The organism is Cellulomonas cellasea (genome assembly GCF_006538745.1).
Lineage (GTDB): Bacteria > Actinomycetota > Actinomycetes > Actinomycetales > Cellulomonadaceae > Cellulomonas_A > Cellulomonas_A cellasea.
Genome location: NZ_BJLR01000046.1, coordinates 1 through 25,615, shown reverse-complemented (window position 1 = coordinate 25,615; position 25,615 = coordinate 1). Strand labels below are relative to the sequence as shown.

The 25,615-nt window shown below is 68.3% G+C and carries 20 protein-coding genes; 14 read left to right on the top strand and 6 right to left on the bottom strand.

Annotation, left to right across the window (positions count from 1 at the left end; all coding sequences use genetic code 11):
• The first annotated feature begins 290 nt into the window (after positions 1-290).
• The 7 genes from CCE01nite_RS21005 to CCE01nite_RS22465 all read left to right on the top strand — a co-directional run bounded on the left by CCE01nite_RS21005 (position 291) and on the right by CCE01nite_RS22465 (position 8,350).
• Complete coding sequence (locus CCE01nite_RS21005; protein ID WP_141372980.1) at positions 291-1,286, top strand: LuxR C-terminal-related transcriptional regulator; 996 nt, start codon at positions 291-293, stop codon at positions 1,284-1,286.
• A 170-nt stretch (positions 1,287-1,456) separates the two neighbouring features.
• Entirely contained in the window at positions 1,457-4,105 is a 2,649-nt protein-coding gene (locus CCE01nite_RS21000) for a hypothetical protein (protein ID WP_141372979.1), read from the top strand.
• 40 nt (positions 4,106-4,145) lie between these two features.
• Positions 4,146-4,616: a hypothetical protein gene (locus tag CCE01nite_RS20995; protein WP_034625659.1), complete on the top strand. Its 471-nt coding sequence runs from the start codon at positions 4,146-4,148 to the stop codon at positions 4,614-4,616.
• A gap of 40 nt (positions 4,617-4,656) precedes the next feature.
• Positions 4,657-6,345: a DUF4474 domain-containing protein gene (locus CCE01nite_RS20990; RefSeq protein WP_052103544.1), complete on the top strand. Its 1,689-nt coding sequence runs from the start codon at positions 4,657-4,659 to the stop codon at positions 6,343-6,345.
• Positions 6,346-6,554: 209 nt separating this feature from the next.
• Positions 6,555-6,959, top strand: a complete 405-nt coding sequence (locus CCE01nite_RS20985) for a hypothetical protein (RefSeq protein WP_034625653.1) — start codon at positions 6,555-6,557, stop codon at positions 6,957-6,959.
• A 448-nt stretch (positions 6,960-7,407) separates the two neighbouring features.
• Positions 7,408-7,785 (top strand): PASTA domain-containing protein, encoded by a 378-nt coding sequence (locus CCE01nite_RS20980; protein WP_141372978.1) that lies wholly within the window; start codon positions 7,408-7,410, stop codon positions 7,783-7,785.
• Positions 7,786-8,227: 442 nt separating this feature from the next.
• Complete coding sequence (locus tag CCE01nite_RS22465; RefSeq protein ID WP_281282422.1) at positions 8,228-8,350, top strand: hypothetical protein; 123 nt, start codon at positions 8,228-8,230, stop codon at positions 8,348-8,350.
• A gap of 42 nt (positions 8,351-8,392) precedes the next feature.
• Here the strand turns inward: CCE01nite_RS22465 and CCE01nite_RS20975 are convergent, their stop codons facing one another.
• Both CCE01nite_RS20975 and CCE01nite_RS20970 read right to left on the bottom strand, forming a co-directional pair.
• Complete coding sequence (locus tag CCE01nite_RS20975; protein WP_034625650.1) at positions 8,393-9,724, bottom strand: hypothetical protein; 1,332 nt, start codon at positions 9,722-9,724, stop codon at positions 8,393-8,395.
• On the bottom strand, positions 9,721-10,146 hold the full coding sequence (locus CCE01nite_RS20970) for a hypothetical protein (RefSeq protein ID WP_141372977.1): 426 nt from the start codon (positions 10,144-10,146) through the stop codon (positions 9,721-9,723). The genes CCE01nite_RS20975 and CCE01nite_RS20970 overlap by 4 nt, the downstream gene beginning before the upstream one ends.
• Positions 10,147-10,581: 435 nt before the next feature.
• Here CCE01nite_RS20970 and CCE01nite_RS20965 point away from each other — a divergent pair, with 435 nt between their 5' ends.
• From CCE01nite_RS20965 to CCE01nite_RS20950, 4 genes are all read left to right on the top strand, one after another.
• Positions 10,582-12,978 carry a hypothetical protein gene (locus tag CCE01nite_RS20965; protein WP_141372976.1) on the top strand — a complete coding sequence of 799 codons (2,397 nt, stop codon included), beginning with the start codon at positions 10,582-10,584 and terminating at the stop codon, positions 12,976-12,978.
• Between the two features lie 101 nt (positions 12,979-13,079).
• Positions 13,080-14,285, top strand: coding sequence for a MobF family relaxase (mobF, locus tag CCE01nite_RS20960; protein ID WP_084142473.1), 1,206 nt, complete (start codon positions 13,080-13,082; stop codon positions 14,283-14,285).
• 31 nt (positions 14,286-14,316) lie between these two features.
• On the top strand, positions 14,317-16,737 hold the full coding sequence (locus CCE01nite_RS20955) for an ATP-dependent DNA helicase (RefSeq protein WP_169743977.1): 2,421 nt from the start codon (positions 14,317-14,319) through the stop codon (positions 16,735-16,737).
• Positions 16,734-17,132 carry a hypothetical protein gene (locus tag CCE01nite_RS20950; RefSeq protein ID WP_052103537.1) on the top strand — a complete coding sequence of 133 codons (399 nt, stop codon included), beginning with the start codon at positions 16,734-16,736 and terminating at the stop codon, positions 17,130-17,132. The genes CCE01nite_RS20955 and CCE01nite_RS20950 overlap by 4 nt, the downstream gene beginning before the upstream one ends.
• 91 nt (positions 17,133-17,223) lie before the next feature.
• Here CCE01nite_RS20950 and CCE01nite_RS20945 read toward each other — a convergent pair whose 3' ends face one another.
• Together CCE01nite_RS20945 and CCE01nite_RS20940 are read right to left on the bottom strand one after the other, a co-directional pair.
• Positions 17,224-17,895 carry a response regulator transcription factor gene (locus tag CCE01nite_RS20945; RefSeq protein WP_034625641.1) on the bottom strand — a complete coding sequence of 224 codons (672 nt, stop codon included), beginning with the start codon at positions 17,893-17,895 and terminating at the stop codon, positions 17,224-17,226.
• Positions 17,892-19,682: a sensor histidine kinase gene (locus tag CCE01nite_RS20940; RefSeq protein ID WP_052103535.1), complete on the bottom strand. Its 1,791-nt coding sequence runs from the start codon at positions 19,680-19,682 to the stop codon at positions 17,892-17,894. The genes CCE01nite_RS20945 and CCE01nite_RS20940 overlap by 4 nt, the downstream gene beginning before the upstream one ends.
• 136 nt (positions 19,683-19,818) lie before the next feature.
• On the opposite strand from CCE01nite_RS20940, the gene CCE01nite_RS20935 reads away from it, so the two are divergent.
• Together CCE01nite_RS20935 and CCE01nite_RS20930 are read left to right on the top strand one after the other, a co-directional pair.
• Positions 19,819-22,266, top strand: a complete 2,448-nt coding sequence (locus CCE01nite_RS20935; RefSeq protein WP_034625638.1) for a membrane dipeptidase — start codon at positions 19,819-19,821, stop codon at positions 22,264-22,266.
• Between the two features lie 27 nt (positions 22,267-22,293).
• A complete protein-coding gene (locus CCE01nite_RS20930; RefSeq protein WP_141372974.1) occupies positions 22,294-22,914 on the top strand; it encodes a DUF4352 domain-containing protein in 621 nt (206 codons plus the stop codon).
• 119 nt (positions 22,915-23,033) lie between these two features.
• Here the strand turns inward: CCE01nite_RS20930 and CCE01nite_RS20925 are convergent, their stop codons facing one another.
• On the bottom strand, positions 23,034-23,669 hold the full coding sequence (locus tag CCE01nite_RS20925) for a DUF1016 N-terminal domain-containing protein (protein ID WP_034625631.1): 636 nt from the start codon (positions 23,667-23,669) through the stop codon (positions 23,034-23,036).
• Positions 23,666-24,286 carry a recombinase family protein gene (locus CCE01nite_RS20920; protein WP_034625628.1) on the bottom strand — a complete coding sequence of 207 codons (621 nt, stop codon included), beginning with the start codon at positions 24,284-24,286 and terminating at the stop codon, positions 23,666-23,668. The genes CCE01nite_RS20925 and CCE01nite_RS20920 overlap by 4 nt, the downstream gene beginning before the upstream one ends.
• Before the next feature lie 739 nt (positions 24,287-25,025).
• On the opposite strand from CCE01nite_RS20920, the gene CCE01nite_RS20915 reads away from it, so the two are divergent.
• Positions 25,026-25,615 (top strand): immunoglobulin domain-containing protein (locus CCE01nite_RS20915; protein ID WP_141372973.1); only part of this gene is annotated, 590 nt, incomplete at its 3' end.

The following is a 25,615-nucleotide window of genomic DNA, read 5'->3' as shown; positions in this document are numbered from 1 at the left end:
GGTGTGGTCATGTGAGCCTCCGTGGGATGAGGCAGCCGGGCGCCGGGCGGCTGCTGGTGCCGCTCGCCATCCCGTACCGCCGGACCATCCGGCGTACTGGGACTGCGAACGGCGACCGCTCGCCAGGACAGCAGGTTCGGCAGATACCCGTCCGGGCGGTTCTCGACCTGAAGTGTCCTCGCGAGCGGCCTGCTCTACGTCCTCTTCGCTGCTGCGAAAGGGCAGCCGGACCACAGGGGCCCTGCAGTGCTGGGCCGTTCTGGGTGACGATGCAGCAGGCCATCTGAGGCTTGCCGCGTCTCGCCTCGGCACCCGCGGACCGGCTACTCCCATGCCCCTACCAGGGCACTGTCGGACCAAGCGGCGTACTGATCGACGTCACACCCGTTCTCGTCCTGGCTCTGGCGAACCGGCCGGTGGGATGCTTTGAGGGACGACGCGTCACGGGTCGCACGCGCGCGGGGGAGATTCGTCGTCATGAGCGGCACATGGCTGCCGGTGGGGGGCTACCGATGGAGTCGCGCGGCGAACGCGATGCGCTTGACCTGCTCATGGACTCGCTCCTGTCGGCGCTCGACGACGGTGCGGACGACTCGCGCTGCGCCGTGCACGCCGCGCTGCTGCGGCTGAGCCACTCGGACGCGTGCGCGTGGAACGTCCTGCACATCGGTGATCGGATGGCGTCCGTCGCGACCTACCCGAACTCGCGGCTCGACCCGGCGATGGCAGTCATGACCGCTCGCAGGGCACGGGACCACCCGCTGCTGTGGCACCACGTGATCACGGGCGACGTCGCCGTGCGCAGCCCCGACGAACTCGACCCGGACTGGCGCTCCGGATGGGTGTTCGACTTCCTCCGCTCCACCATGGGCATCACCGAGCAGGTCGCGGTTCCCGTGCGGTTCACCGCGCACGTGCGGGCGTCGTTCGCCCTCGGCCGCGACGGCCGCCCGTACGACACCGCCGAACGCGAGGCGCTGAGCCGCGCCCAGCGACTGCTACGGATCGGGAGCAGTGCGCTGGAGCTGCGCGCGCGCGTCCGACGTGAGATCGACGCGCTCCTCCCCGAAAGCACGGAGCTCAGCAGCCCGCTGTCGCCGCGCGAGCGCGAGGTCCTCACGGCGCTGGCGTCCGGGCGTTCCCGCAGGATCGTAGCCCGGGAGCTGGGCATCTCGCCGCGGACGATGGACAAGCACGTCGAGCACATCAACGCGAAGCTCGGCACCGCTTCGCTGCTCGAGGCGCTGAGCGCCACCACACGTTCGCGCGTCGCCGCGCTGCCGTAGCGCCGTCGAGGAGCCTCGCGATGCTCGCCCCGCGCCGGACCGGCGAAGGGGGGGGGGGGCAAAATTTTACCGACGCTCCCGTCGCGCCGGCCAGTACGCGAAACCGCGTATGGCGTGGCCGGTGGTACGGGCTCCTACCGTGAGGAACGGCACTCAGGACGGGGGCGACGATGCTGCGCTGGCTGGCACACATGGTGGGGTCCACGTTGCTGTTCGGCGGGGAGGATCCCGCGGCCGGTGACCCCTGGTACCACGAGGAGATCTCCCGGGGTGCGGCACTGGATGCAGGCTTCGGCCTGACTGCCGCGGACGACGTCGCCTGGCACACCGACTACGTCGACAGCTACCTCTACAACCCGTACTGGTGGGCGACGGGCGGGATCCCCCGACTCAAGGCGTCGCTGGCCGGGAAGCCGCTGCTGAAGAACCTGCACTTCGACGACCTGTTCGCCCCCGGGCAGGTCCTGACGATGTGGAGGCGCTACACCTCGGGGACGCTCGCGGGCCTCGCGTGGGCGTGGCGCGCCGACGACGTCGGCGCGGCGCGCAACGTGGTTGGGGCTGGCCTGCACGCCCTACAGGATTTCTACAGCCACTCGAATTGGGTCGACGACGAGACTCGACGCACTCGGACGTTTCTCGAGGTCCCCGTCGCGGAGCGCGCAGCGATGCCGCTGTGGACGGGGTCGTACGAGCTGCCCGACCACCTCGGTCTCAAGCCGCACGGCAAGCCTGCGCCCTGGTGCGGCGCCCTGTCGTCGATCAGTGGCGTCATGGACATCGTCTGCCACCCGGCGTCGCCGCTGTCGGACGGTCCGGTCTGCCGGGCGTACCGGGCGTGCCGCGACTCGGCCGAGGCACGTCCGGAACACATTCTCGGTGTCCCGATCCCCGCGGGCGTCTACTACCTCGCGCCGCCGGGGATCGCCCTCGACAGCACGTGGCAGGCCGAGATCGGCGTCCAGGTGCGCGGGCTGACGGACATCTCCGGGAAGGACCTCTTCAAGGCCGCCACCGACCTCGCCCGGTCCACCTCGAGCCAGTGGCTCGAGCTCCTCGGCGCTCGGATGACGAGCCTCGGGGCCGGGGAGTTCTGGGACCAGGTCAGGACGGCGACGCTTCCGGCAGCCGACCGTGAACGGCAGTTCGAGGAGTTCCACCGCTTTCCGTACGGGTTCGCGGCGGTCGGGCCGTACCCGCCCCCCGTCAACGAGCAGGCGGACGAGTGGTACCTCCGGGTGCGGCTGGTCACGGGCCGCGACCCAGGTGCCGGGACGGACTCGGACATCGTGGTCCACGCCGGCGGCCGCAGCGACGTGCTCGACTACATGCCGCGCGACCACCCGCTGCTCGCGTACAACGACTTCGAGTCCGGTGACGACCAGGCGTACTACCTCGGCCCGTACTCCTCCCTGCCCCCCTTCCTCGAGATCGAGAACCGCTCCGCGTCGGTCGGCGATGTCTTCGTCGCCCTCGGGACATCGTTCGTGCGCGCCGTGCAGTCCGCGGTGGAGTCGGTGGCGGCATTCCTCTTCAACCTCATCGGCGGGCCGGCCGACCTCGTCGGCAACACCAAGATGGTGTGGACGCCGGCTCGGCTGGCGGCACTCGCCGACAACGTCACCACTGCCTTCACGCTGCAGATCGACGGTCGCGCCGAGGGCCGGTACCGGGTCTACGGCGACATTAGACGCGAGCGCCGGACCGTGCAGGCCGGGCGTCCGTGGAGCGACTACGTCGTGCGCCTGAACTCCCTCTTCTGCGTGAAGGAGAGCGAGTGGGACCGCGGCACAAGCGGGGACGAGCCGTTCCTGCTCGCGCTGCTGGTGAACCAGGCGCCCGGGCAGGTCCACCGGATGCGAACGGGCGCCTTCAACGACGTCGACACCGGTGAGAGCCGGACCATCGGCCACACGTTCCCGACGGTCCGCGTGCCCGACGAGTACGGGTACCTCACGCTGCCCGTCCAGGTGCTGGAGAGCGACGATGAGTCCGCCGCCGACCGCGACCGTGCTCTCGCGGAGTTCGCTGACGGTATCGCAGTCGGTGCGGCGCAGGAGCGCGAGCGCTTCATCACGACCTTGGGTCGTGCGGTTGCGGCCGACTGGCAGCTGGCCCGCGCGGAGGTGTTCGCCTTCACCCGGGGCACGACTGTCACCGCGGGGACCGCCTACGACCGGACGCTCGACCGGTGGGTGCGCGGAGGGCAGCGCGTGCGCCTCGACCTGCAGCTGACGAATCCGGTGCAGGTCGACGTCGGGCTGGCCGTGACCGGCCCCCAGGTGACGACGATCGACGTCGCGGCACTCGCGTCACAGGCCCGCTGGGTAGGGGCCGAGCTGACTGACACGCTCGGCAACACCCGCAACGAGCAGGTCTTGCCGTTCGACGGCAGTGACGGCGACGCCCGTGGCTTCGTCCGACTCGGCCCGCTCGCGCTCGAGGACGGTCGGACGACGACGTCGCTGTGGACGCACCCGATGTGGGTCGCCAACGGAACGATCAAGGGTTGGCACCCCGACACCCGGCTGCCAGCCCATGCCCGGTTCGAGGCGCTCGTCGGCTTCCGGTCAGGCGCGTTCTTCACCGACGGTGCCAGGTTCATGGTCTTCGAGCACCACTCGCTCCCCGGCGGCGGCCGCGTGTGGAACCCCGTGGTCGACGTGCACAAGGGGTACACGGGGTCGCTGCTGCAGATCGCGGCCGACCTGTCGCACCTCGCCGGGAAGGACGTCGGGATCGAGCTGCGCGTGGACGCCGGACCGTCGTCCGCCCAGGACTGGGCGGTGTGGGTCGACCCGCGCGTGGTGGGCACGTGAACGTCGACCGCAGAGGACCGTCCGGACCGCGGGAGGTGCGATGAGCTCGCAATCCACCGTGTACACGACCGACGGGCAGTGGAAGCTCGAGGCGTACGCCTTCAAGTCGTACCTGGTCGTCTACTCAAGCATCGGGAGCGGCGGCCGTACGTTTCACTGGGAGCGGCAGCGGCGGTGGTTCGACCCCTGGTACCACCACTTCCACTGGGTCGAGCAACCTGTCGAGCAGATCAGTGTGAGCACCACGTACGCCGGCATCCTGCCGCGCACCGTGCCGGGGGCGGCACATCGCAGCGCCTCGGGTGCGGACACGAGCTCCGTCGAGGAGAAGATCTGGGCCGTCGGGATCGGGGTCTCGATCGACGCCACCGCCGGCACCGGCGGCCCGGACTGGGGAACCGCGTCCCCGGGCGGGATGCCCAAGCTCGACGTCCGAGGCGTGCGCGGTCACGTGACGGCCCGTATCGCCGGAGAGACGCTCTCCGCCGACGTGGAAGCCGGCCAGATGTAGTGCCGACCACGTCGGACCTGACCCCGCTCGAAGACCCGGCGTGCCAGACGCGCCGGACGTCGATGATTGGAAGCTGACCGTGCCGAGCCCTTGGTCGCCGACCACCCCGTTGGGGTATGGCGTGTACGCCGCCGGGTTCCTGTACGACCCGGACCAGGACATCATCTACTCCCGCATGGACGCCCCGCAGCGCAGCTTCGGGTACGCGTACGGGTACGACGACGGCGCTCTGGCGATGAGTGCGGTCATCGACTGCGAGCCGATCTTCTTCGACTACGCGGGCAAGCACTGGATGGTTGAGCTGTGGAAGGGGCAGTACGGCCTCGAGACCGGCTGCGAGATCGGCGTGTACACCCGGCCGATCGGGTCCACCGGCCTGGGCTACGCCGTGCTCGACGCCACTGTCGGCCAGCGCCCGAACGACGACGTGCCGTCCCACGACCTGTTCTACGACTGCGCGTCCGACGGGGACCGGCTCCTCCTGAGCGCCAAGCTGCGCCGGAACGGCACGACGTTGTTCACACGCGGCCCTGAGATCCACTGGTGGCTGACGGGGTTCAGGTGGGGTGTGCTGTCGGACCCGAGCGAGCTCAGCGTGGACGTCAGCATCAGGCTGAAGGACGCGGCGATGCGCGACGCGTTCCTGGGCGCGATCGCTGGGCGCCCCTACAGCGACCTCCACGTCGACGGCACGACAGTGTCTTTCACGTTCAGCCGACCGTTCGCCGTGCCGCAGCCGACCAGGCCAGCACCTGCCCTCGCCGCCGTGCGGGCGTCGAACGAGACGATCGTGAGCGCCTACAACTCCTTCGGCTTCCCGAACAACGACCCGAACCAGGTCGATGCGGACTTCCTCAGCGTCGCGGGTCTCGAGCTGCTTCACTTCGGTGACTTCGTCGGTTCTGCGGCGGCGCGTGCGGCCATCGAGAACGGCGTGCCCGGCCCGACGGTGGTCGCGGCGCTCGCCGACGCCTTCGGGATCGCAGGCAGCACCATCGACGCGTGGCTCAACAGCGTCCCGCGGACGCTCTCGAGCTGGGTCGCGGAGGTGCAGCGCACCCTCGCCCTGCCCCTGGACTTCTCGTGCTACGTGATGATCGACAACACGAAGGGCCCCTCGGACCTGCTGTTGACGAGCATCACCGCCGCATTCGGGTCCTACGTCATGAGCCCACCGGCTCGCATCGCGCGCGGCTCGGTCGGCCGGTTCGTCCTTCAGGACCCCAAGCCGAGCGTCTTCGGGTCCGAGGGGACCGTCACGTACCAGTACGCCGACGAGAATCTCGAGATGAAAACCGTGGTCTTCTCGTTTCAGTGCCCGACGGGGTTCGCCGCGAACGCCGCGGCGTCGACCCAGCCGCGGTGGAGGTTCACCGGGACCTCCGGCGAGCCGGATAACCCGAGGACCTCGCCGGTCCCCGAAGGCGGGCACCCGCTGTACGTCGCCTTCGTGATCGGTGGCGGCGCGGCGAGCGAGGGCAGGCATCGTCGGGTGACCTCCACCGCGAAGGACTCCGGCGGAGACATCACGCGCCTGTGCGGCGCGTGGGGCACGGTCAGCGCCGCTCAGGCCATCTTGCAGATCACGAGCGGGACGGTCGCGTACTACACGGGCGCCGGCCCATCCGTCGCGGACGTCCACGTCGTCGACGGGCGGACCGGACGGTACTTGCGCACGGGTCCGGACGCGGACCCGGGCAACAATCTCGACGAGCTCCCGGACTGCTAGGTGTACTCGGCCACGAGATTGGTGACGGGTCTTGATGTGAGAGGAGGACCACCGGCGTAGTGGAGGATGTCGCGTCTTCACCGTAGGCATCGAGTGCGCTCGCCGCAGCAGCGTCGAGGAGGGATAGGCCGGCGTCTATCGTCTCGTGATGCGCGAATCGGCCTTTGGCTCGGTCGGCAGGACAATCGAAACGAATTAAGAGGTGCAAGATGAGCGACGAACCGTTGGGCGATGAAGGGCTCGATATCGGTCTCAGAACTATGGCTAGAGACGAGCCCGGCTTTCGCATCAGCTTCGAAGTTAGAGCGGCCGGTGACCCTCAGAATATCGAGTTCCCCCTCGAGGTGGATAATCGCATCACGTGGTGGAAGTCGCTCGAACTTTACATGGCTCTTATTCCAGGCTACTACTTGCCGATCGGGCGCCGCATCGAGACAAAGAACAGGGCGCGGAGTGCGGAGACGTATGTTCAGCCGTTCAGTATCAGCAAGTTCGGTCGCGTAGGGCTATGGAAGGAGGGCGTTCTAGGCTTTGGCGCTCACGCGATCGATTGGGATTACAACGCATGGGGAAATCGCGGTCGAGAGTTTGTCTTCAGTTGGCATGAAGATTAGCTGGCACGCTCGCAAGGCGGGGAGTGTTCTGCGACGAGGCTGGCCGGCAGGTGACGCACACGCATCTATTGCGGTGGCAGCCAGCCGCGCGCACAGGCGCCCGGCTGGCCGACCTTAAGCCGCGCGCGCAGGCGCCCACTCAAGGTCGGCAAGCAAAAAGAGAGGGGGGATTTCAACGGTCTTGCGATCGCACGATACTGCATAGGGATGTTGCGTGCGCCTAAACTCTTTCCACTGAACGCCAACTTCGGCGCTCTAGAAGGCGAGGCATGCGATGCGAGTGAGATTTGCTTCCGCGGCGGCCGCGATAACTGACGATTCGCGGTCCGACCTCGTGCTTGGCGGGATTGCGTTAGTAGTGGTTCTCGGCTTGATCTCGGTCTTGGTGCACCGCTTCATTATGCAGCACCGCGCAGACGCTGGAGCCGAGGCGAGTATGACGAGACCGGTGTTGGCTGTGCTGTTGGTCGGAACACTCCTAATCCTTGCCGCCGCCTCCCTGTCATTCAACGATGCGGGAGCTCGCAATCTTCTTATTGGCGGCGTGGTCTCTCTCAGCTCAGCGGCGGCAGCCTTCTATTTTGCGTCGAGTAGCGCCACGGAAGCACGTAAAGATTTGCTCGCTGCAACAGGCGGGGCGGCGGCACTGGTGCCGGACCTGATTGGAAAGACGCTCGATGAAGCGCGGGGGGTTATGAGCGCGACCAGCTTGCTGCTAGTTGCTCCGGAGCCACCGCCCGCTGCAGCGAACGCGCCGATTGTCAGGCAGTTGCCGCCTGCGGGTGCGGCAGCCCGTGGCGGGGATGCAATCAGAATCTTCTTCTAGGGCTCACTTTGAGAAAGGTCAAGTTCGGCGCATTTCTTGGCGTATCGGCTACTAATGCTGGCGAGGGCTGGGTGTGCTGCAGAGTTTCGGTTGGCGGTGCGTGCCTGTCTGGGTCGTCTTCCTGCTCAGTTACGCCCCGCCCGTGCGGTGCACATGGAACTCTTTTCATCTGCTCATAAAGTTTGGGCATCGAAGGGCCCCGGCGTGCATATCGGTCCAGCGCCTCGCCGATGGCGGATCCCTCTCGCGTGCTTCGTCACCAGGCCGCCATGGGCGTGCAGATCAGAGACAACGCCATCGTCGACGGATCCACAGGGCCCCCACGTCGGACACCAGCATCACCGTCGTCTCCGCGTCGTGCGCCCACCTCGAGCTCGAGATCGGTCCGATCACGTCACGCGGTGCCATGGGCGGGGACGGGCCCACGTCAGCGGGAAGCGCCGTGACGCTTCAGCCCGACCCGGAAGAGCAGGATGGCGGCCGCCGATTCTGCCGGACCGCCGAGGCGTTCTCTGCCGGCGCGCCGCTGGCGACGCTCGCGGCACGTCTGAACGCGGTCATCTGAAGCAGCCGGGCGCGGCTACGCAGAACGCGTCGGAGAAGGCCGCTAGGCCCGACAGCGGATCGGCTCGGCGTCGACGGCACGCGCCGCGACCGGCGCGTGCCGGCTCACCGGTGCCTGGACGGGAAGCGTCCGGAGAGGGAGGTAGAGCTCTCCGACCTCGGCGAGGATGCGCGCTGGTGCGCGGACAAGTCGCCCTTCGAGGTGTGCACGCACCAGCTCGGGATCGTCCGTCACCTCGTCACCCGTCAGGCTGCGGGCGGGTACATAGATGGCGCTGGTGCGCGCGATTGCCGAGAAGGCGCGGGAGTTCTGATGAGCGACGTCTGTCATGAGGCGTACGCCACCGTTCAGGGTGGCGCCGGCACGACGTGATTGTGGGTCCGACGCGCCCGCGCGACTCGGTCCGGCAAGTGGAGCGATCGCAGACAGCAGACCTGCTGTCGCGGTGAGGTCTGCGCGCACGTCGTCGTCCGGCGGTGCAGAACTGCGCAACCTCGCGAGCGAGGCTGCGAGCTTCTGCCAACGCCGAGCTCGATCGACCAGGCGCGACGTCGCGGGGTTGGCGCCGTGGAACGCAGCGGTATGGGCATGCACCGCAACTCCGAGCACCGCAAGATCGCGAAGAGTCGCGATCGAACGGTTTGAGGCTGCGGGAAGCTCCCACGAGCGCTGACGCACACGGAGGAGGCGGACCGCTAACTCCTCGGTGACGTCTTCGCCGCGCGCTTCCGTCGGCACGAGGCCGACGTCAGGGAGCGCGGCTTCGTCGGCGAGCGGGACGAGTGCAGAGAGCTTTCTGGCCGCGTCTTCGACACGCTCGAAGAGAGGGACACGAACGCGGACACTCGGCCAGGGCACGCCTGCCTGCCCGGCGCGCAGGGCCATCGCTCGTGTCGTGGACGTCACGTCCAAGGCGAGCGCGACGAGGTACGACAGCGCCGCATCGCGCACCGGCAGCGACTCCAGCGTTCGGGCATCGGGAGTGCGTGGCGCCCCAGTGGCATCGTGGTGCACGGCGAACAAATCCGTGGCGGCGCGCAGCGTCTGTGCGCAGCGGCCCCACGCGGCGTGGGGACCGTCGAGGAGCGCCGGGTAGGGCTCAGGGGCGCCGATGGATTCGCTGATCGCTGTCGCCAGTCGGACCGCTGCGACCTCGATGGAGTCCGGATACGGTGCCGCGCGCACACCGGCCGCGCGTCCCGGCGTCAGCACCGCCCAGATGTGCGAGCCGATGGCGGACAGGACGGAGTGCTGATCCGCGACGGCTGCGAGGGCACTCGCGCGATCGTCGAAGCGCACGTCCGTGGACCGGCGCGCATCGTGAAGCTGACCGGCGGCTCGGTCCATCAGCTCGCGGTAGGTGGCGCTGCTCATGGTTGGCTCGCGAGGAGCTGGCGGCGTGCTGAGCAGATCAGCGCGTCCGCGCGGGCGAGGTTGACGGCCGCTACTCCGGTCGGATCGGACGACCGCAGGTGGCGTACGGGCTCGAGTGCTGCGCGCACCAGCTGCTGGACCGCTGGATGCGCAGGGGCCGCGTCACGGCAGACGTCGGCGGGGCCGACGTCTGCCGTCGTGGGGCGGAGCGGCAGGTCGCGATGCGCCTGCTCCAGGTGCTCCTCGGCCGCTCGCAGGTCCGCGGAAACGAGCAGCAGCGGGATGGCATCGATGAACGGCAACGTCTCGGCGAACATCGCCGCAACGTGCGACGCCGCGTGGGTCAGGGTCCACGCGGCGTCCCAGCCCGTGCCCGCGTTGTCGATCAGCGCATGCACAGCTGAAGTCTGGGTCGTCGTCATCGCTCACCGCCCGTGCCGTCGCTACCTCGCCGGCATCCGGGGCCGACATCGACAGGTGGGCGATGCGCGCCACAACCTCAGCGCTCCACCGAGCTCGTCGGCATCGACCGCACGGATCGGTTCGGGTCTACTGTGCTTGGCGAGGACCCGCTGCCCGTCCCCCCGTGGCAGCGGGTCCGCCTTGCGTCCACGCGCACACGGGTGCTCGCCGGACGATCGCGCCGCCGAGCTCCTCGAGCAGGACATGCTCGAGGAGCTCGTGGGAGAGGCTGCGTCGCGAGAGCGTCGGTGAGGCAAGAAGATGCGGGACACCTCTGGCACTCGAGGCTTGGAGGGCACCGCGCTCTGTTGCCCTGGTGCCTCGCCGGCGCGCGACGCCGCGTCTAGGCGGCAGCGCCGCACCCCGCTAGCATCGCATTCGACGGAGGAGGAATCGTGCCGCATCGAGGCGTTGAACAGCTCAAGGATGAGTTTACCGATGTCGACTGGCGGGCGAAGTTCGTCAGAATCGCCGATCTGATCGAAATATTGGGCGATTGCACGATCCCGGACAACTACGTGATATCGGACGCCCTCAACCACTCTATCGTACTTACAGCAGCCGGCTCGACGCTACGAGACCGGCTGGTCCGGAAAGAGGGCGTGCAAGCTAAAGAAGCAAAGTTGATGTGCGCGCTCGCATTGGGACAGAAAGACTTGTTCATCGACATCGAGAAGACGGACTTAAGTCAACTCGTGAGCGCCATTGATCGTGAGATCGTGCGTCGTCGGATATACTTTCCATTCATCTTTGGGCGTGAGTTGTATGATCGATATGCGGAACTGCACGAAGACGAGAAAGATGCGCTGACTGCTGAAGAAACGCTTAGGCTTCTAGAGCCGCTACCCATCGGCGTCTTTCAGTATGGCAATTACACCATCGGTCCTTACGGTCTCCGAGACGCCCCCACGTCGCGGAGCCTGGAATCCACGCGCCGAGTTCCGGCCTATCACTGCGCACGCAACGTTTGCCGAACGATCCATCCAGTGCTGCTTGACACAAGCCGCTCCGCCGCGATAAATCGTGATCGCGACAAGTTCCACGAAATCCTCCAGAAGACGGAGGGCGAGGCGGCCGAATGGTGGCAATTTGCGGCCGAGGTAAGCGGTCTCATGTCGGCGCACTTCGGCGATCAGCGGTCAGCGACTTTGATACCGCTGGTCGGCGACTCTCTATCGCTGCCGGAGCTGCAGACGCTCATGATTGACTTGCTCGACGGGACTCGCGGCGAGGTTCGCGGTTCTCTTGGACCGATCCTAGGTTCGAAGTCCGCGTCCGAAATGACAGGCGGACTGGCGCGCGCGCAACTATTGCAGCTGATGCTGTTTGTTCGCGACGAACTGATCGGAAATTCGCTCGACCGACTCGTGCGGTCCGGGCGCATTGGCGTGCCTTCGGGGGAGATACGGCGCCCCGTCATCGCTGGAGGCATGCGGTCAGGTGCTTTCAGGCTTCGAGCGGAGCTTGGCGAGCACGGTGTCAGGTTTGCATCCGACGATCCCGGCTTCGCGTTGCTGCGTCTTCGGCGCGTTCTCGACCGCCTCTACGTTCGAGAAGCTGCGACGGACGTCGAGGAGTTGGAGTGGCAGCTGCGTGGAATCGACGTGGAGGACGTCGATGAGAGATTGGATCACTTCTTTCAGAGGAGCGAACCAAGGAGTGTCCTCGAGCGAATGGTGCTCGCGCGGAAGACGAACATGATAGCCGCGTGCGAAGAAGTCGGCCTCGAAGATGGCGGCGTTCTCCCCGACGACGAGCTGATCAGCACCCTTATGTGGAAGCTGGGCTTCTCAGTAACTAGCAACAAGGATCCACACGTTGAATTTTGGTCCCGCCATGAGCGGTTGTGGGCGCTGGCGCAGTCATCCGAGATCGGCGCTTCCGAGCGATTTCTTGATTCGGCATCGCCCTACTTCTCGAGGCTTGAAGGAATCCTTCTGGATGCCCTGGCGTTCACGGCATGGGCGTTTCTCACCGATCACACGACGGCTCATTTCCCATTTACGTATGATGATGAGGAAGACAGGATTGCTGGGCTCGCGCTCATGCAAGAGATTGCGCCGAGTCCCGCCGGCTCAGCCGATTACACGGCTGATCGTGTTGATCTAGCAAATCTCGTGAGTGGCTTCAGCGCACTAGGTAGGCGACTGGAGCAATGCGCCGACGATCCGGATAAGTACAGACGTCCGGATGCGGAGTTGCCCGACTATGACGGCAAAACGAGCATCAAGACATTCTTGCTTCGGTCCACCGTGCCTTTCATCGACTTGACTGCTCCGAGCCGGAACAGGATCGTGGCTGGTCTACGCGAAGTCACGCGGATACTCGTAAACGCTGACGTCGCATCAGTCAGAAACGATTACTCTCACTATCGACGAAACAGTCCGGATGTCGCGAAGGTCGAGGCCGCGCTTGAGGCGACCAGGCAGGCGGTGACTCGGATCGAGACGCTAGGCTTCTGCAGGCTGCTATTCGTTCCGAACCGCGTGACTAAGGATTCGTGGGGCCGCAGTCGGCACGAGTTTGTTGGCCCGCGGAGCTATGAACACTTGTTCACGCGTCCAACGCGTTTTGACTGGATGGGGCTGCCTCCGATCACGGAACCAGCGTATCTCGTGAGGGCGGCCAGTATTGGCGAGCCGACTGAGGTGCTCCGATTTAGCCGTCGCTACACCAGCTCGTTCTCCGAGATGTGGACGGGTTACCCCGCGCGACGTCGCACCGCGCGCACGACCTCGTCCGAGCAGCAGCCGGTTGACCACGATGCGCAAGTCGGAGCGCACGTCCCCTAACTCGTGCACTCGTGCAGGCAGCTTCCGACGTTCGTTCGAGGTCGCTTACGTGTGACGCAAGGCCACACGCTACGACGTTGTGCTGTCAACTGCCTACCTTGATGCATGGTGAACGTTGCTGCGCGGGCGGCCACCGCGCACTGCGGTCGGGCCGCGCCATGGTCATGACGATGCGTCGGCTGTCCGCGGGTGCCGGATATCAATACCTTCTGAAGCACACAGCAATTGGCGACTGTGACGGAACCGGCCAACCATCGTTGACGACCTACTACGCCGCCTCAGGCAATCCGCCGGGTCAGTGGCTCGGGCAGGGCCTGGCAGGTATAGGCGACGGTGACGCCAATCTCGATGGTTCGTTGGTCACTGAAGAGGCGATGGCTCAACTGTTTGGTGCTGGTCGCGACCCTCTCTCAGGCGTCGCGCTTGGGCGCCCCTACCCGACGTACATCCCAGTGCGAGATCAAATCGCCGCTCGGGTCGCTGGGCTGCCCGAGGAGCTCGAGGGTGAAGGTCGCACGGCAGCGGTCGACGTGATAACCCGCAGCGAGCTGGCTAAGCCGCGGCACACTGCCGTGGCCGGCTTCGACATGACCTTCACTCCACCGAAGTCGGTTTCCACCTTGTGGGCGCTCGGCGACCGTCGCACCCAGACAGAGGTGCTGGCCGCGCACCGAAAAGCGGTCCAGGACTCGTTGTCCTTCTTCGAGAACGCGGCGCTGTTCACGAGGACGGGTGCGGCGGGTTGTGAGCAGAGACCAACGCGCGGAGCCGTGGCCGCCGCCTTCGACCACTGGGACTCACGAGCAGGTGACCCAAATCTGCATACGCACGTCGTGGTGGCCAACAAGGTTCAGTCACCCGACGGGCGCTGGCTGTCGGTGGACTCGCGAGCTCTGCACCACGCCGTGGTGACGATCTCGGAGCTCTATGACGACCTCCTCGCCGACGAGTTGGCTCGTCGCCTGCCGGTGTCGTGGTCGTGGCGTCATCGCGGGGTCCGTCGCTCGCCCGGGTTCGAGCTCGACGGCACCAATGACGGGTTGATGGCGGAGTTCTCGACGCGTACGACGCAGATCGATGCTGCGATGACGGCCACGATCGGTGACTTCTATGCCGGCCACGGGCGTGCGCCCAACCGGATCGAGATCTTGCGGCTGGCGCCAACACGTCACCCGGGCAACGCGACCCGACAAGCACGTACGCCCGCTGGCCGAGCTCGTCGAGGCGTGGCGCGGACGCGCTTCAGACCGCACCGGCAGGACGCCCGAGGCACTGACTGGCGACGTGCTCAGCCGGTCGCGTGCTGAAACTGTGACGGCCAGGCAGGTTCCGCAACCCGTGATCGATCGCCTTGCCGATCACACGGTGGGGCAGGTGATGGAGCGGCGCTCGACGTGGACACGGTGGAACGTCCTGGCTGAGACGGCACGCACGACACGTGGGTTGCGGATGGCGACGCCTGCCGACCGCATCAAACTGCTCGATCGTGTGTCGGATGCGGCGCTGCGCCGATGCGTGAGCCTCGAGCCGCCAGAGCCGTTCACGCCGTCGGAGGAGTACCAGGGCCCGGATGGGACGTCCGTGTTCACCCGGCCCGGCGAAGCCCGCTACACCCACGCGGACGTCCTCGCCGCGGAGCAGCGTCTACTTGCGGCTGCCACTAACGCCGCAGTGATGCCCGGCGCGACCCCGCGACGGCCGGCGGTCGACCTCCACGCACCGTTGCATCGCGTCGACGGCCGCGCAGTGACTCTTGCCGAGGATCAGATCGCAGCGATCCGCGCTATCAGGTCATCCCAGCGTCGCGTCGATGTGCTGGTAGGCCCGGCAGGAACCGGAAAGACGACCACGCTCGCCAACGTCAAGGCGGTCTGGGAGGCCGAGCACGGGCGGGGAACAGTCTTGGGCCTGGCGCCGTCGTCCACCGCGGCCGCCGAGCTCGCCGCCGCGCTCGGCATCCCTTGCGAGAACACCGCGAAGTGGCTGCACGAGTCGACCGGCAAGGGCGCCCAGCTTCGCGCCGACTACCTGAGCCGCCTCGCCGCCGAGCGCCACGAGACACCACGGCTCGACCTGCGCCGACTACGCACCATCGACACCGCCATCGGCCACCTGACCGGCGAGCAACAACGGTGGACGATGCGCCCCGGGCAGCTCGTCATCGTCGACGAGGCCTCCCTCGCCGGCACCATGAGCCTCGACGCACTGACCACCCAGGCCACCGCCGCCGGAGCAAAGCTGCTATTGGTGGGGGACCATGCGCAACCGTCCGCCGTCGACGCCGGGGGAGCGTTCAACCTGCTCGCCGAGCGCGCCCACCCCGCGACGCTGACGTCCCTGTGGCGGTTCACGCACCGGTGGGAGGCCCACGCCACGCGCGCGCTGCGTGCTGGACTCCGGTCGGTGCTCGACACCTACGAGGAACACGAGCGCATCACCGCCGGCCCCGCTGAAGCGATGTGCGAAGCCGCCTACACCGCCTGGCAGGCTGACACCGAGAACGGCGTCACTGCCATCCTGCTCGCCGCCGACGCGCGCACCGTCGCGAGCTTGAATACCCGCGCGCACAACGACCGCGTCACCGACGGCCTGGTCGCCACGGACGGCGTCATTAACCGCGACGGCACCGTCATTGGCGTCGGCGACCACGTCGTAACCCGCACCAACAACCGCCGGCTGCGCGCCGACGGCGGACACGTCCGCAACGGCGACCTGTGGACGGTAACCGCGAGCTCACCCGACGGAGCGCTCACCGTCACGAGGCTCGCCCGTCGCAGCGACGGCAAGGAACCGCCGGGCACCGTGGTCCTGCCGCCCGACTACGTTGCCGAGCACGTCGACCTCGCCTACGCCACCACGACCCACCGAGCGCAGGGCGTCACCGTCGACCACGCCCACGTCCTCGCGGCACCCGGAATGACGCGCGAGAATCTCTACGTCGCCATGACCCGCGGCCGCCACGACAACCACGTCTACGTCGCCGTCGACGACGTCGACCCGGCCTGCGACTACCTACCCGACACCCACGCCACCCCAGACGGCCGCGACGTCCTCGCCACTATCCTGGCGACCTCCGGGGCGGAGCTGTCCGCCACCCAGACCATCGCCGCCCGGCAGAACGCCGCAACCTCACTCAAGCGGCTCGGCCCCATCCGGGACACGATCGACGCCGACGCCTCCGCACCCCGATGGCTCGGCGTGCTCCGCCACGCCGGACTCACCGAAGCCCTACTCGATGCCATCACCGCCTCGCCGTCCTGCGGCCCGCTGTATGCCGCGTTGGAACGCGGCGCCGTCGTCCACCCGCGAATGGACGACGTCGTAGACGCGCTGCTCACGGTGTCGCCGCTCGAGGACGCCGACGAGCCGGACCATGATCTCGCCGCCGCGCTACGCCGCCGCGTGAACGCATGGCTCAGCACCCAGGTCGAGGACCCGCGCGCCCTTCCGACCCACCCGGACACCTCGCACCTGTCACCAGGCGCCCAAGCGACGCTGCGCCAGATCGAGGAGCTCATCGCCGCGCGCATCGAGGCGCTGACGGACCACACCATCGCCGACCCGCCTGCCTGGGTCGTCGAGCTCGGACCGGAGCCCGACGACCCGGACGCACGCCGCGCCTGGCGTGCACGGATTGCCGCGACCGTCGCCCACGACGACCTCGCCAACGGCCCCACCTCCATCCCGGCGTCCGTCAACGCCCCGGGCAGGAGCCCCATCGCTCACCCGAACGAGCTCGAGAAAGGTATGGCCCGATGAACCGCAGACCCGCACGCTCCCAACCCGTCGTCGACGCGTTCTTCCCCCAGGCGGAGCTCCCACAACCGTTCGGACCTGCGGTCCCAATCTGCTGGGCCGCACACGGCCCGGACGACCAGCGGCTCCTGCTCGAAGACCTCGACACCTGGGTCACCTGGCTGACCCACCACTACTCCCTCGACCGCCGTCACATCCCCGAGTGTTGGACGGAGCACTGGGAATTCGTCGAGGAGCTCGCGGCCCTCCATCTCGCCTGGGAAGGTGCCTTCTCCACCACCGCGCACGCCGACGCGCCGCTCGGCTGGCACGAGCGGTTCCACCTTTCTAGAACTCGGCTCACCGAGTGGGTCGCGCGGACAGGGTGCCGGCCCGGCGAACACCGGACGAGCGGCTGACCGGGCGGTCCAACCTGGGTCGAGGAGCGCAGTCCTCATGCCGGTCGGGTCGCGTCCCGATCCAGTCTCGCGTGGGCGGGGCGGCGCTCCCTCAGGTGGAGTGACGTAGGTACGCAAGGACTGCCAGGACCCGGGTGTTCATCTCGGCGCGGGTGATGGGGTCTTCTACCGCGAGGCCGAGTTTGCTGTACACCGAGGCGGCGTACTTCTCGACCGTCTTACCGCTGCAGTGCAGGTGCCGCGCGACGTATGCGTTCGACCGGCCCTCAGCGATGAGAGCTAGCACGTCCCGCTCGCGCTCGGTGAGGCGGCTCAGGGCGTCCGACGCGCGGCGGCGTGCCAGCAGCCGCGAGACCAGGACTGGGTCGACGACGACCTCCCCGCGGGCGACTCGCTCAATCGCGTCGATGAGCACCGTGAGGTCGGCGACGCGTTCCTTGAGCAAGTACCCGAGCCCGCGTGCCTCGTCCTCGACCTCCAGCAGGCGCACTGCGTACGCCGTCTCAGCGTGCTGGGATAGGACGAGTATGCCGATGCCCGGATGGTGCGCACGGATCCACTCGGCCGCGCGGAGCCCCTCGTCTGTCCCGGTGGGCGGCATGCGGATGTCGAGGAGGCATACGTCGGGCCGGACGTCGGCGACCCGGTCCAGTATGTCGGGCAACGAACCGGCGGTCCCGGCGACCTCTACTCCGCGAGCGTTGAGCGCCTGGGCGAGAGTGTCGCGCAGGAGCCCCTGGTCCTCGCCGATGAAGACCCTCACCGCGACGCCTCGGCCGCCGCCACCCGGGGAATGCGTGCCGTCACGACCGTCCCCGACGGCCGGGCGTCTGAGACCTCGAGGATCCCACCCACGGCACCCACCCTGTCCCGGAGCCCGACGAGGCCGGTCCCGGAGCCGGGGTGAGCACCGCCACGACCGTCGTCGGTCACGGAAACCACGAGCTCGCACGCCGACCCTGTCACGTTGACTACGACGACGGTGGCCTCGGCGTGCTTGAGCACGTTGGCGAGCCCTTCGGAGATCACGAAGTACCCTGCTACCTCGAGCTCGGGTGGCCAGCGACGGTCGTCGACGTGCACCACCACGGGCACAGGGCTCCGCTCCGCTAGAACCTCGACGGCACCGGCGAGCCCCTGCTCGGTGAGGACCCTCGGGAAGACGCCACGCGAGAGGTCCTGGACCTCGCCGAGGGCGGTCGAGACCTCGTGCGCGGCGCGTGCGAGTAGCGCGTCGCCCTCGGCCGGGGCGCGCGTGCGGGTCTCCGCGGCCAGGTTCAGCAGCACGAGCACGCCAAGCAGGCTCTGCTGCACTCCGTCATGCAGATTCCGTTCGAGCCGGCGCCGCTCCGCGTCGGTCGCCTCGACGAGCCGGCGCCGCGACGCGCGCAGCTCTACGAGTTGCTCGCGCTGGAGGGCGACGAGCCGGGCGTTCTCTAGGGCGAGCGCCGCGACATCGACGATGCTCGCGACGAACCTCGGGTCGGTCGCGAGTGCGGGGTCGTGCACCAGCACCGCCAGCTCCTCCCCGCGGACGAGGACCGGGGTGACAACCTCGGACGGGCTGTGCACGGGGACCGGGCGGTCTTTCACGTCGAGCAGCGCTCCGTCCGGTCCGCGGAATGCGACCCGGAGCCCCGGGTCGCCGAGCGCCACCGCGAGAGCGTGCTGCATGGCGGCGGGACCTGTCCGGTCGCCGGGCGTAAGGAGCGGCGCGAGGCGTCGGCTTCCCCACGAGCTCCTCGTCACCGAGGCGAGGTAGATGGCCGGGGCCGTACCGGTGAGCGCCGCGGCGCCGATCACGAGGGCGTTCTGGACCCGTTGGTCCGCACTGAGCAGGCTCGCGAGCTCGGTGGCCGCCCACAGGATCGAGGCAGCGGCGAATATCGACCAGATCGTGGCCGAGGGCCGCCGGACGCCCCGCGCGGCCGCGCGGTAGCGACCCACGAAGCGGACAGCAGCAATGATGGTCAGGACGATCGCGAGGGCACTGCCGGTGCGCGCGGCGGCGGTGTTGGGTTGGGAGTCCGACCAGTACCACGGCATCGGAGGATCGTCGACGACGAGCCGTACCCACTGTGAGCCGACCGCGGTCGCGTAGGCGCAGCTCACGACGGCGACATCGACGCGATTCCAGAGGCGGCCGAACGGGGCCGCGAGCGCGACGTGCGCGAGTCCCGCGTACGGCAGGTACGCGAGCACAAAGCCGAGCGCGAACACCGCGGGCACCGTGGAGGAGCGGAGGTCGGCGACGTACCAAAAGACGCCGACGAGGGCCAGAAGGAGGGCGACGACGGCTGGCTGCCGCTGGACAAGCGCGGTCGCCGCCGCGAGCAGGAAAAGCGCTCCGATGAGATGGAACAGCACGTAGGGCGGGCCGGCCGAGCTGAGCCAGTCCCAGGACGTCACGGTGCCGGCGGCCATCGTGGCGACCCCGACGAACACCGCGGCGACCGCAGCGGTCCCCGCCCGGTCCGCGGCGCGCCGCCGCGCGACGTTAAACGGGCTGCCGCCGACGGGAAGCCGGGTCGTTCGCGTCGGCCCGCCCATCGCACTCCCCCTTGCGTTGAGGGATAACCCTCCACGATCGGCGGGATGACACCGTGCCGCGCCAGACCCCCGGCGGACAGTCTGCTCTTAACCGCGGGGTCGTTCCAGACCCCGCCCGAGCAGAGAGGGGTTTCCGATGATCGCTTCACTGGGCGGCAAGTACGCGGAGGGCGTCAACCGGCTGGCGGGGGACCGGCTCGTCGGTCTCGTCGACATGCACATCCACCCGGCCGCGCACCTCGGCTTCGGCACCGAGCTCGTGTACGGCGCGCCCGACGGGGCGCCCGCGGACACGCTGCACGACTGTGGCGGGCACCACGAGTTCCATCCGTTCCAGCTGCGCGGCAACGCTGTCCGCGCCAACGTCGTCGGCACCTTGCGCGCGATGGGGGGCGTTGACGCCACGCCCGGGTACGTCGCGGAGCACGAAGCCCGTGGTTGGCCGGGCTTCCGTACCTGGCCGACCTGGCACGACCGCACCCACCAGCAGGCCCGCGTGGAGTGGCTGGAGCGAGCGTGGCAAGGTGGTCTGCGCGTCGTGGTGGCGCTGGCCGTCAACAGCGCTCTGCTGGCGGACCTCACGGAGACGAAGGGCCCGACGGACGACCGGACCTCGGCGGACCTGCAGATCGAGGCCATCAAGAAGCTCGCGGCACTGAGCGGGTTCATGGACGTGGTCGAGAACGCGCAGGAGCTCCGTCGCACCGTATCGGCGGGGCGTCTCGCGGTGGTGCTCGGCATCGAGGTCGACGCGATCGGCAACTTCTGCGCGCGCCGGCCCACCGGCGCGGGCGCGGACCCGATTCCGCACCCTACGCCCGCGCAGGTCACGGACGAGCTTGACCGGTTGATCGCTGCCGGCGTGCGGTACTTCTTCCCGGTCCACCTGGCCGACAATGCGTTCGGGGGCAGCGCAGTGTACGAACCGCTCCTCGCCCTGAGCACCCGGTACCTCACGGGACGTCACGCGACGATCGAGCCGGCCCCGCCCGTTTCCGGGATCACGGCGCCCTACATTCCGCCGGACCTGGGCTGGATCGGACGCGCCGTGGCCGAGAGGGCGCTCGGCGAGGACCTGCTGCGTGACGTCCCAGCGCCGCCTGCGACTCGCACCGGGCACCGCAACGCGCGCGGCCTCACGGCTCTCGGCGCGGTCGCCGTGCGGCACCTGATGCGACGGGGCGTGCTCATTGACGTCGACCACATGTCGGAGCGGACCGTCGAGGACGTGCTCTCGATCGCGGAGGCCGAGCGGTACCCGCTCGTCGCGGGGCACACCGGCGTGCGTAGCGGGGGCCATGCGACGGAGCGCCACCACTCCGTGCGGACGTTGCGCCGCCTCCGTGCGCTGCGGGGCCTGGTCGGCGTCGGCATCGGCGAAGGGATGGACCATGTCGCCGAGCAGGTCCGGGCGCAGATTAGCAACGGCTACGAAGGCGTCGCGATCGGCTCGGACGCGAGTGGACTCGAGCGCCTCCCAGCGCCCCGCTTCGCCGGACCCGTCCCGCTGGACGCAACGTCGCGCGCCGCTCGCGGGATGGTGGTCTACGCGGACAGCCCCGGGGCCCCGCCCGACGCCCTGACGCGGTGCCGGTTCGGTGAGCGGTCGTGGGACTTCAGCGCCGAGGGCATGGCGCACATCGGTCTGCTCCCCGACCTCCTCGAGGAGCTGTACGTCGCCGGGCTGCTCGGTGACGCCGAGCTCGGTGGGATGTTCTACTCGGCGGAGGCATTCGCTGTGACGTGGGAGGCCTGCCGCAGCGGCGCGCCGGACTCGCGGTGGACTCTCCTCGACGACAATCCCGCGACCGAGCTGGTCGCCGCCGCATGGGGCCGGCTGTTCCAGCTCCACGACAACGGACGGATCTGGGAGTACACCGGCGTGCCGAGGGTCGGTTGGGCCGAGATCGACACCAACCCCGCGACGAAGGCTCTGCTCGTGACCGAGAAGGAGCTGTATCAGCGGCACTCGAACGGCGCGATCTACCGGTACACCGGCACGCCTTACACGGGGTGGCAGCTCCTCGACGGGAACCCGCGCACCGTCCGCCTCGCCGCACGGGGCGAGGACCTGTTCCAGCTCCACGACGACGGGCGCGTCTGGGCGTATACCGGGACACCGCTCACCGGCTGGGCGGAGATCGACACCAACCCGCGCGCCGTCGATATTGTGGGCGCCGACGAGCTCTACCAACTCCACGACGACGGAACCGTCTGGGTGTACCGCAACGTCGCGTACACGGGGTGGAGCCGCATCTGGAGCGGGACACCCGCGCGCATGGTGGCGGCGTCGGGCCGTCGCGTGTGCCTCCTGCTAGAAGACGGCAGCGCGGCGCACGACCAAGGCTCCGGGCAGTGGGTCGCCGTGCGCGGACCGGGGCGGGTGACTGCCGTAGCCGCACAGCCCGACGCCGCGCTCACGCTGCACGACGACGGCTCAGTCTGGCGGCACACGACCGCGGGCTCCGCGCGCCTGAGCGGCGACCCGCGGAACGTCAATCTGACCGCATCGCGCACGCACGTGTACCGCGTGCGCGACGACGGCCACCTCCTGCGTTGGGTTCCCGAGTGGCCGGCGTCGTGAGCAGGCGACGGAGGAGATGAGGTCGAAGTGGATAAGCCCAACGGCAAGCGCTGGGCCTGGCTCGCGCCCGCCGTCTTCGTAGTCGCTTGCCTGGCCTACGCGCTCAGCCAGGGGCTCGTCATCCAGGAAGTGGCAACGCCCTGGGGTGGGTCCGTGACGTTCGGTGAGCGACAGTCCAAGCCGAACAAGGATCCGCTCGCGTCATCCGGCCCCTCGAAGTCGAGCGGCGATGCCCCGACACCAGGCCGCGATCAGCCGCCCCCAGCCGACACGGTTCAACCGGACCCCGCGGTAGGGCCGTGGTCGGCGACACGAGGCGACGTTGTCGTGGAGGTCACGAAGGTCGAGAATCAGGGCGGACACTTGCGCATCGACGCTACCGTGACCAACGGGACCGATGACAGCCTCACGGTCCCGCTCTTCAAGAACGTCACCGCGGTCGACGAAGGCGGCCGCGCCTACGAGGCCGACCCGTTCTCCGGGAGCTGGGTCGAGACCATCTCGAGCGGGCAGTCCCTCAGCGGCACGATTGAGTTCGAGGGCCTGTACGAGGTTGGCCCGGGAGTGCTGGATGTCTCCTTTGCCCGCCTCTACGGCAGCGCAGCGCCAAGTGGTGGCGTCGTCGTGACTGGAATCGCTCGTCCGTAATGCGGCACTTGTGTCGGCAGCACCCGTCTGGAACGGGTGCTCAGCGGAGTGGGGCGGCGCCCTACGCGGCCCACGTCGAGCGCCGCGCGACGCAGCAAGCGGTCAACCGAGCATCGGGCTCAACGGCAGATCTGACGGCGCTGTCCCTGGGCGTCCTTTAGCTGGCGTTCGGAGTGGGTGGGGTCGAGGGCCAGGAACTCCAGGTCGTAGGGGTCGGCGAGGACTTCACGGACGAGGTCCTGCTCGCCGGCGGGGACCGTGGCGGTGAAGTTGTCCGGTGCCTGGCCGACGCGCTCGTACCGGCGGGTGCTGATGTGGTGGGTGAGCACCGCGCGGGACCATCCGTAGCGGGAGGCCTGCTCGGCGTACCAAGTGCGGGCGCCGGGGTCGGGGACCTGGCTCATCAGGACGGTGAGGTGGCCCCACGGGAGTCCTGCAACAGCTGTTGCACGAACGCGGGTGGGGTAGGCCTCGGCCAGGGCGCGCATGTACCAGAGGTTGCGCGGGGACCAGCCGCGCGCGCCAGGGAACTGCGCGGCGAGGTCGGCGGCGAGCCGGTCGATGATCGTCGCGCCCCAGCCCTCCTGCTGCTGGCGCTCGAGGATGAGCTGGCCGACGCGCCAGTAGAGCAGCGTGCGCTCGGCGTTGACCGCCTGCCCCGCGCGGATCCGCGCGGCGCGGACCTCGGTGAGCACGTCGTCGAGCAGCTGGCGGTAGTCCGCGACCGACCGGTCGTCGCCCGGCGTCAGGCTCATGAGCGCGGCGCCGGCTCGGGCTGCCCGGCGGCGGTGACGGGGGTGGCGGGGCGGGGTGGCATGTGGCGGTAGAGGGTGGCGCGGGTGATGCCGGTCTTAACGGCGATCTCGGCCATGGTGTGCCCGGCGTCGCGCAGGTGGATCGCATAGGTGAGCTTGTCGGGGTCCACGACGGTGGGGCGGCCGGTGCGCCGGCCGGTCTTGGCGGCGACGGCGCGGGCGTGGGCGGCGCGCTCGAGCATGTACGTGCGCTCCATCTGCGCGAACAGCGCGAGCAGCACGAGGGCCAGTTGACCCATCGGGTCGGATGGATCCGAGGAGTTGACTTTGATGGGGTCGGCGAGGTTGCGCAGCCCGACGCCGCGGTCGGTGAGGTCGTGGATGAGGTTGAGGGTGTCGCGCACGGTGCGCCCGAGCCGGTCCAGGGTGTGCACGACGATGACGTCGCCCTCGCGCGCGTAGTCGAGCAGCGCGGTCAGGCCGGGGCGGTCGGTGTGAGCGCCGGACTTCTTGTCGACGAAGATCCGCTCGGCCGGGATGCCGGCCGCGGTGAGGGCGTCGATCTGGCGTTCGAGGTCCTGCTTGGCGGTCGACACCCGTGCGTAGCCCAGCTCCATGCGCCGACCGTAGTGGAACTCGTCGCCGTAGCGACCTTGTGCGACGCGCGTTTGGCGAGGGATTTTGGAACGCGACGCGCCGTTACGGCCAGCCGGGGGGAGCGGTGCCCGCGGGTCGTCTCACTTCCAAGGAAGTGAGACGCCGGTATCGGGTGGTCGCTCGGTGGCCGACGTTGCAGGCCCAAACGATGTCGGCGTGCACGCACCGAACTTTCAAGGCCTCCACCCCCCGCCAGGAGACGGAGCTACTTCCTCGGTAAAGACAAGACCGCACACCGATGGCTGAGCTCGGCCTCGAGCAGACGCCCCACCGCGTCGGCAGCTTCTAGTTCCGCGGCTGCGCGCTCCTCCCACGCGGCGAAGAACCGTGCCGCCGCGTCCTCGATCGTCCGGTCACTCGTCGCGCGGGTCCATCTGGTTGGTTGCGGGGTCACCGATCGCCGCATCTTCGTGCAGTGACGGCGCCCACCTGACCTCAATCAGTTGAAGGGGTACAGAACCGAGCGGTAGAACCGTTCTGTCTCAGAGCGAACGCGACGGTGTTCATTGGGTCGGCAAGGACTCCACCTGGAGTACGTGCGCGGGAAGCCTCGCGCCAGGTCGTGGTGCGGACACTCTCGGAGTGAAGAGATGCGTCTGGTGTCCCTGCGGGCGGCGTCTACGGAGCACGGCACGGAGGTGGCGCTGGATTCAACGCCGCTCGTGATACCAGGAGTTCAACGACGAGGAGTCTGGTGCTGTGGACCTTGTGACGATCGAGCGCACCGGCTTCGTATTCGAGCACGCCGTGCTCCGCACGGAGACGCGCAAGTCACCGTGCGGCGACTTGTCTTGGACGATTTCGGGTCAGGAGACGACGACGCACTTCAGCCTGGCCGCCAAGGGCGACGGTGGCGTCGGCCCGGCGGCACCATTGAGGGTCTCGTGGTTCGTCGGCGGAGTCCCCGTCCCACGAGCCGCCACAGGCGCCTTGCCTGGCAGGCTCACCGTGCCCACGAGCACAAGCACGTTCACTGTGCTGTACGAGCTTGCCTACAATCCAGCACGGCTAACGCTCATCGGGCTTGTGAACGAGCGTTACGAGGTCGAGGTCGAGGTCGTAGTCGCAGAGCCGGGCAGCGTTTTCGACCACATCGCGACATCGAAGTTCGAGGCGTTAGGCTGGAGTGCCAGATTAGGGCCTGAGAATACCGCAAAGTTGGCGGCCTGCCTGAACTTTAGATTGGGCCGCGTTGTCGATGAGGCGTGGGCGAACCACACATTCTGGATAGACGACTTCACCGGAGAAGGGCGCAGCAGCCTGCTGCTCTACTTTCCGGCGGACAAGAA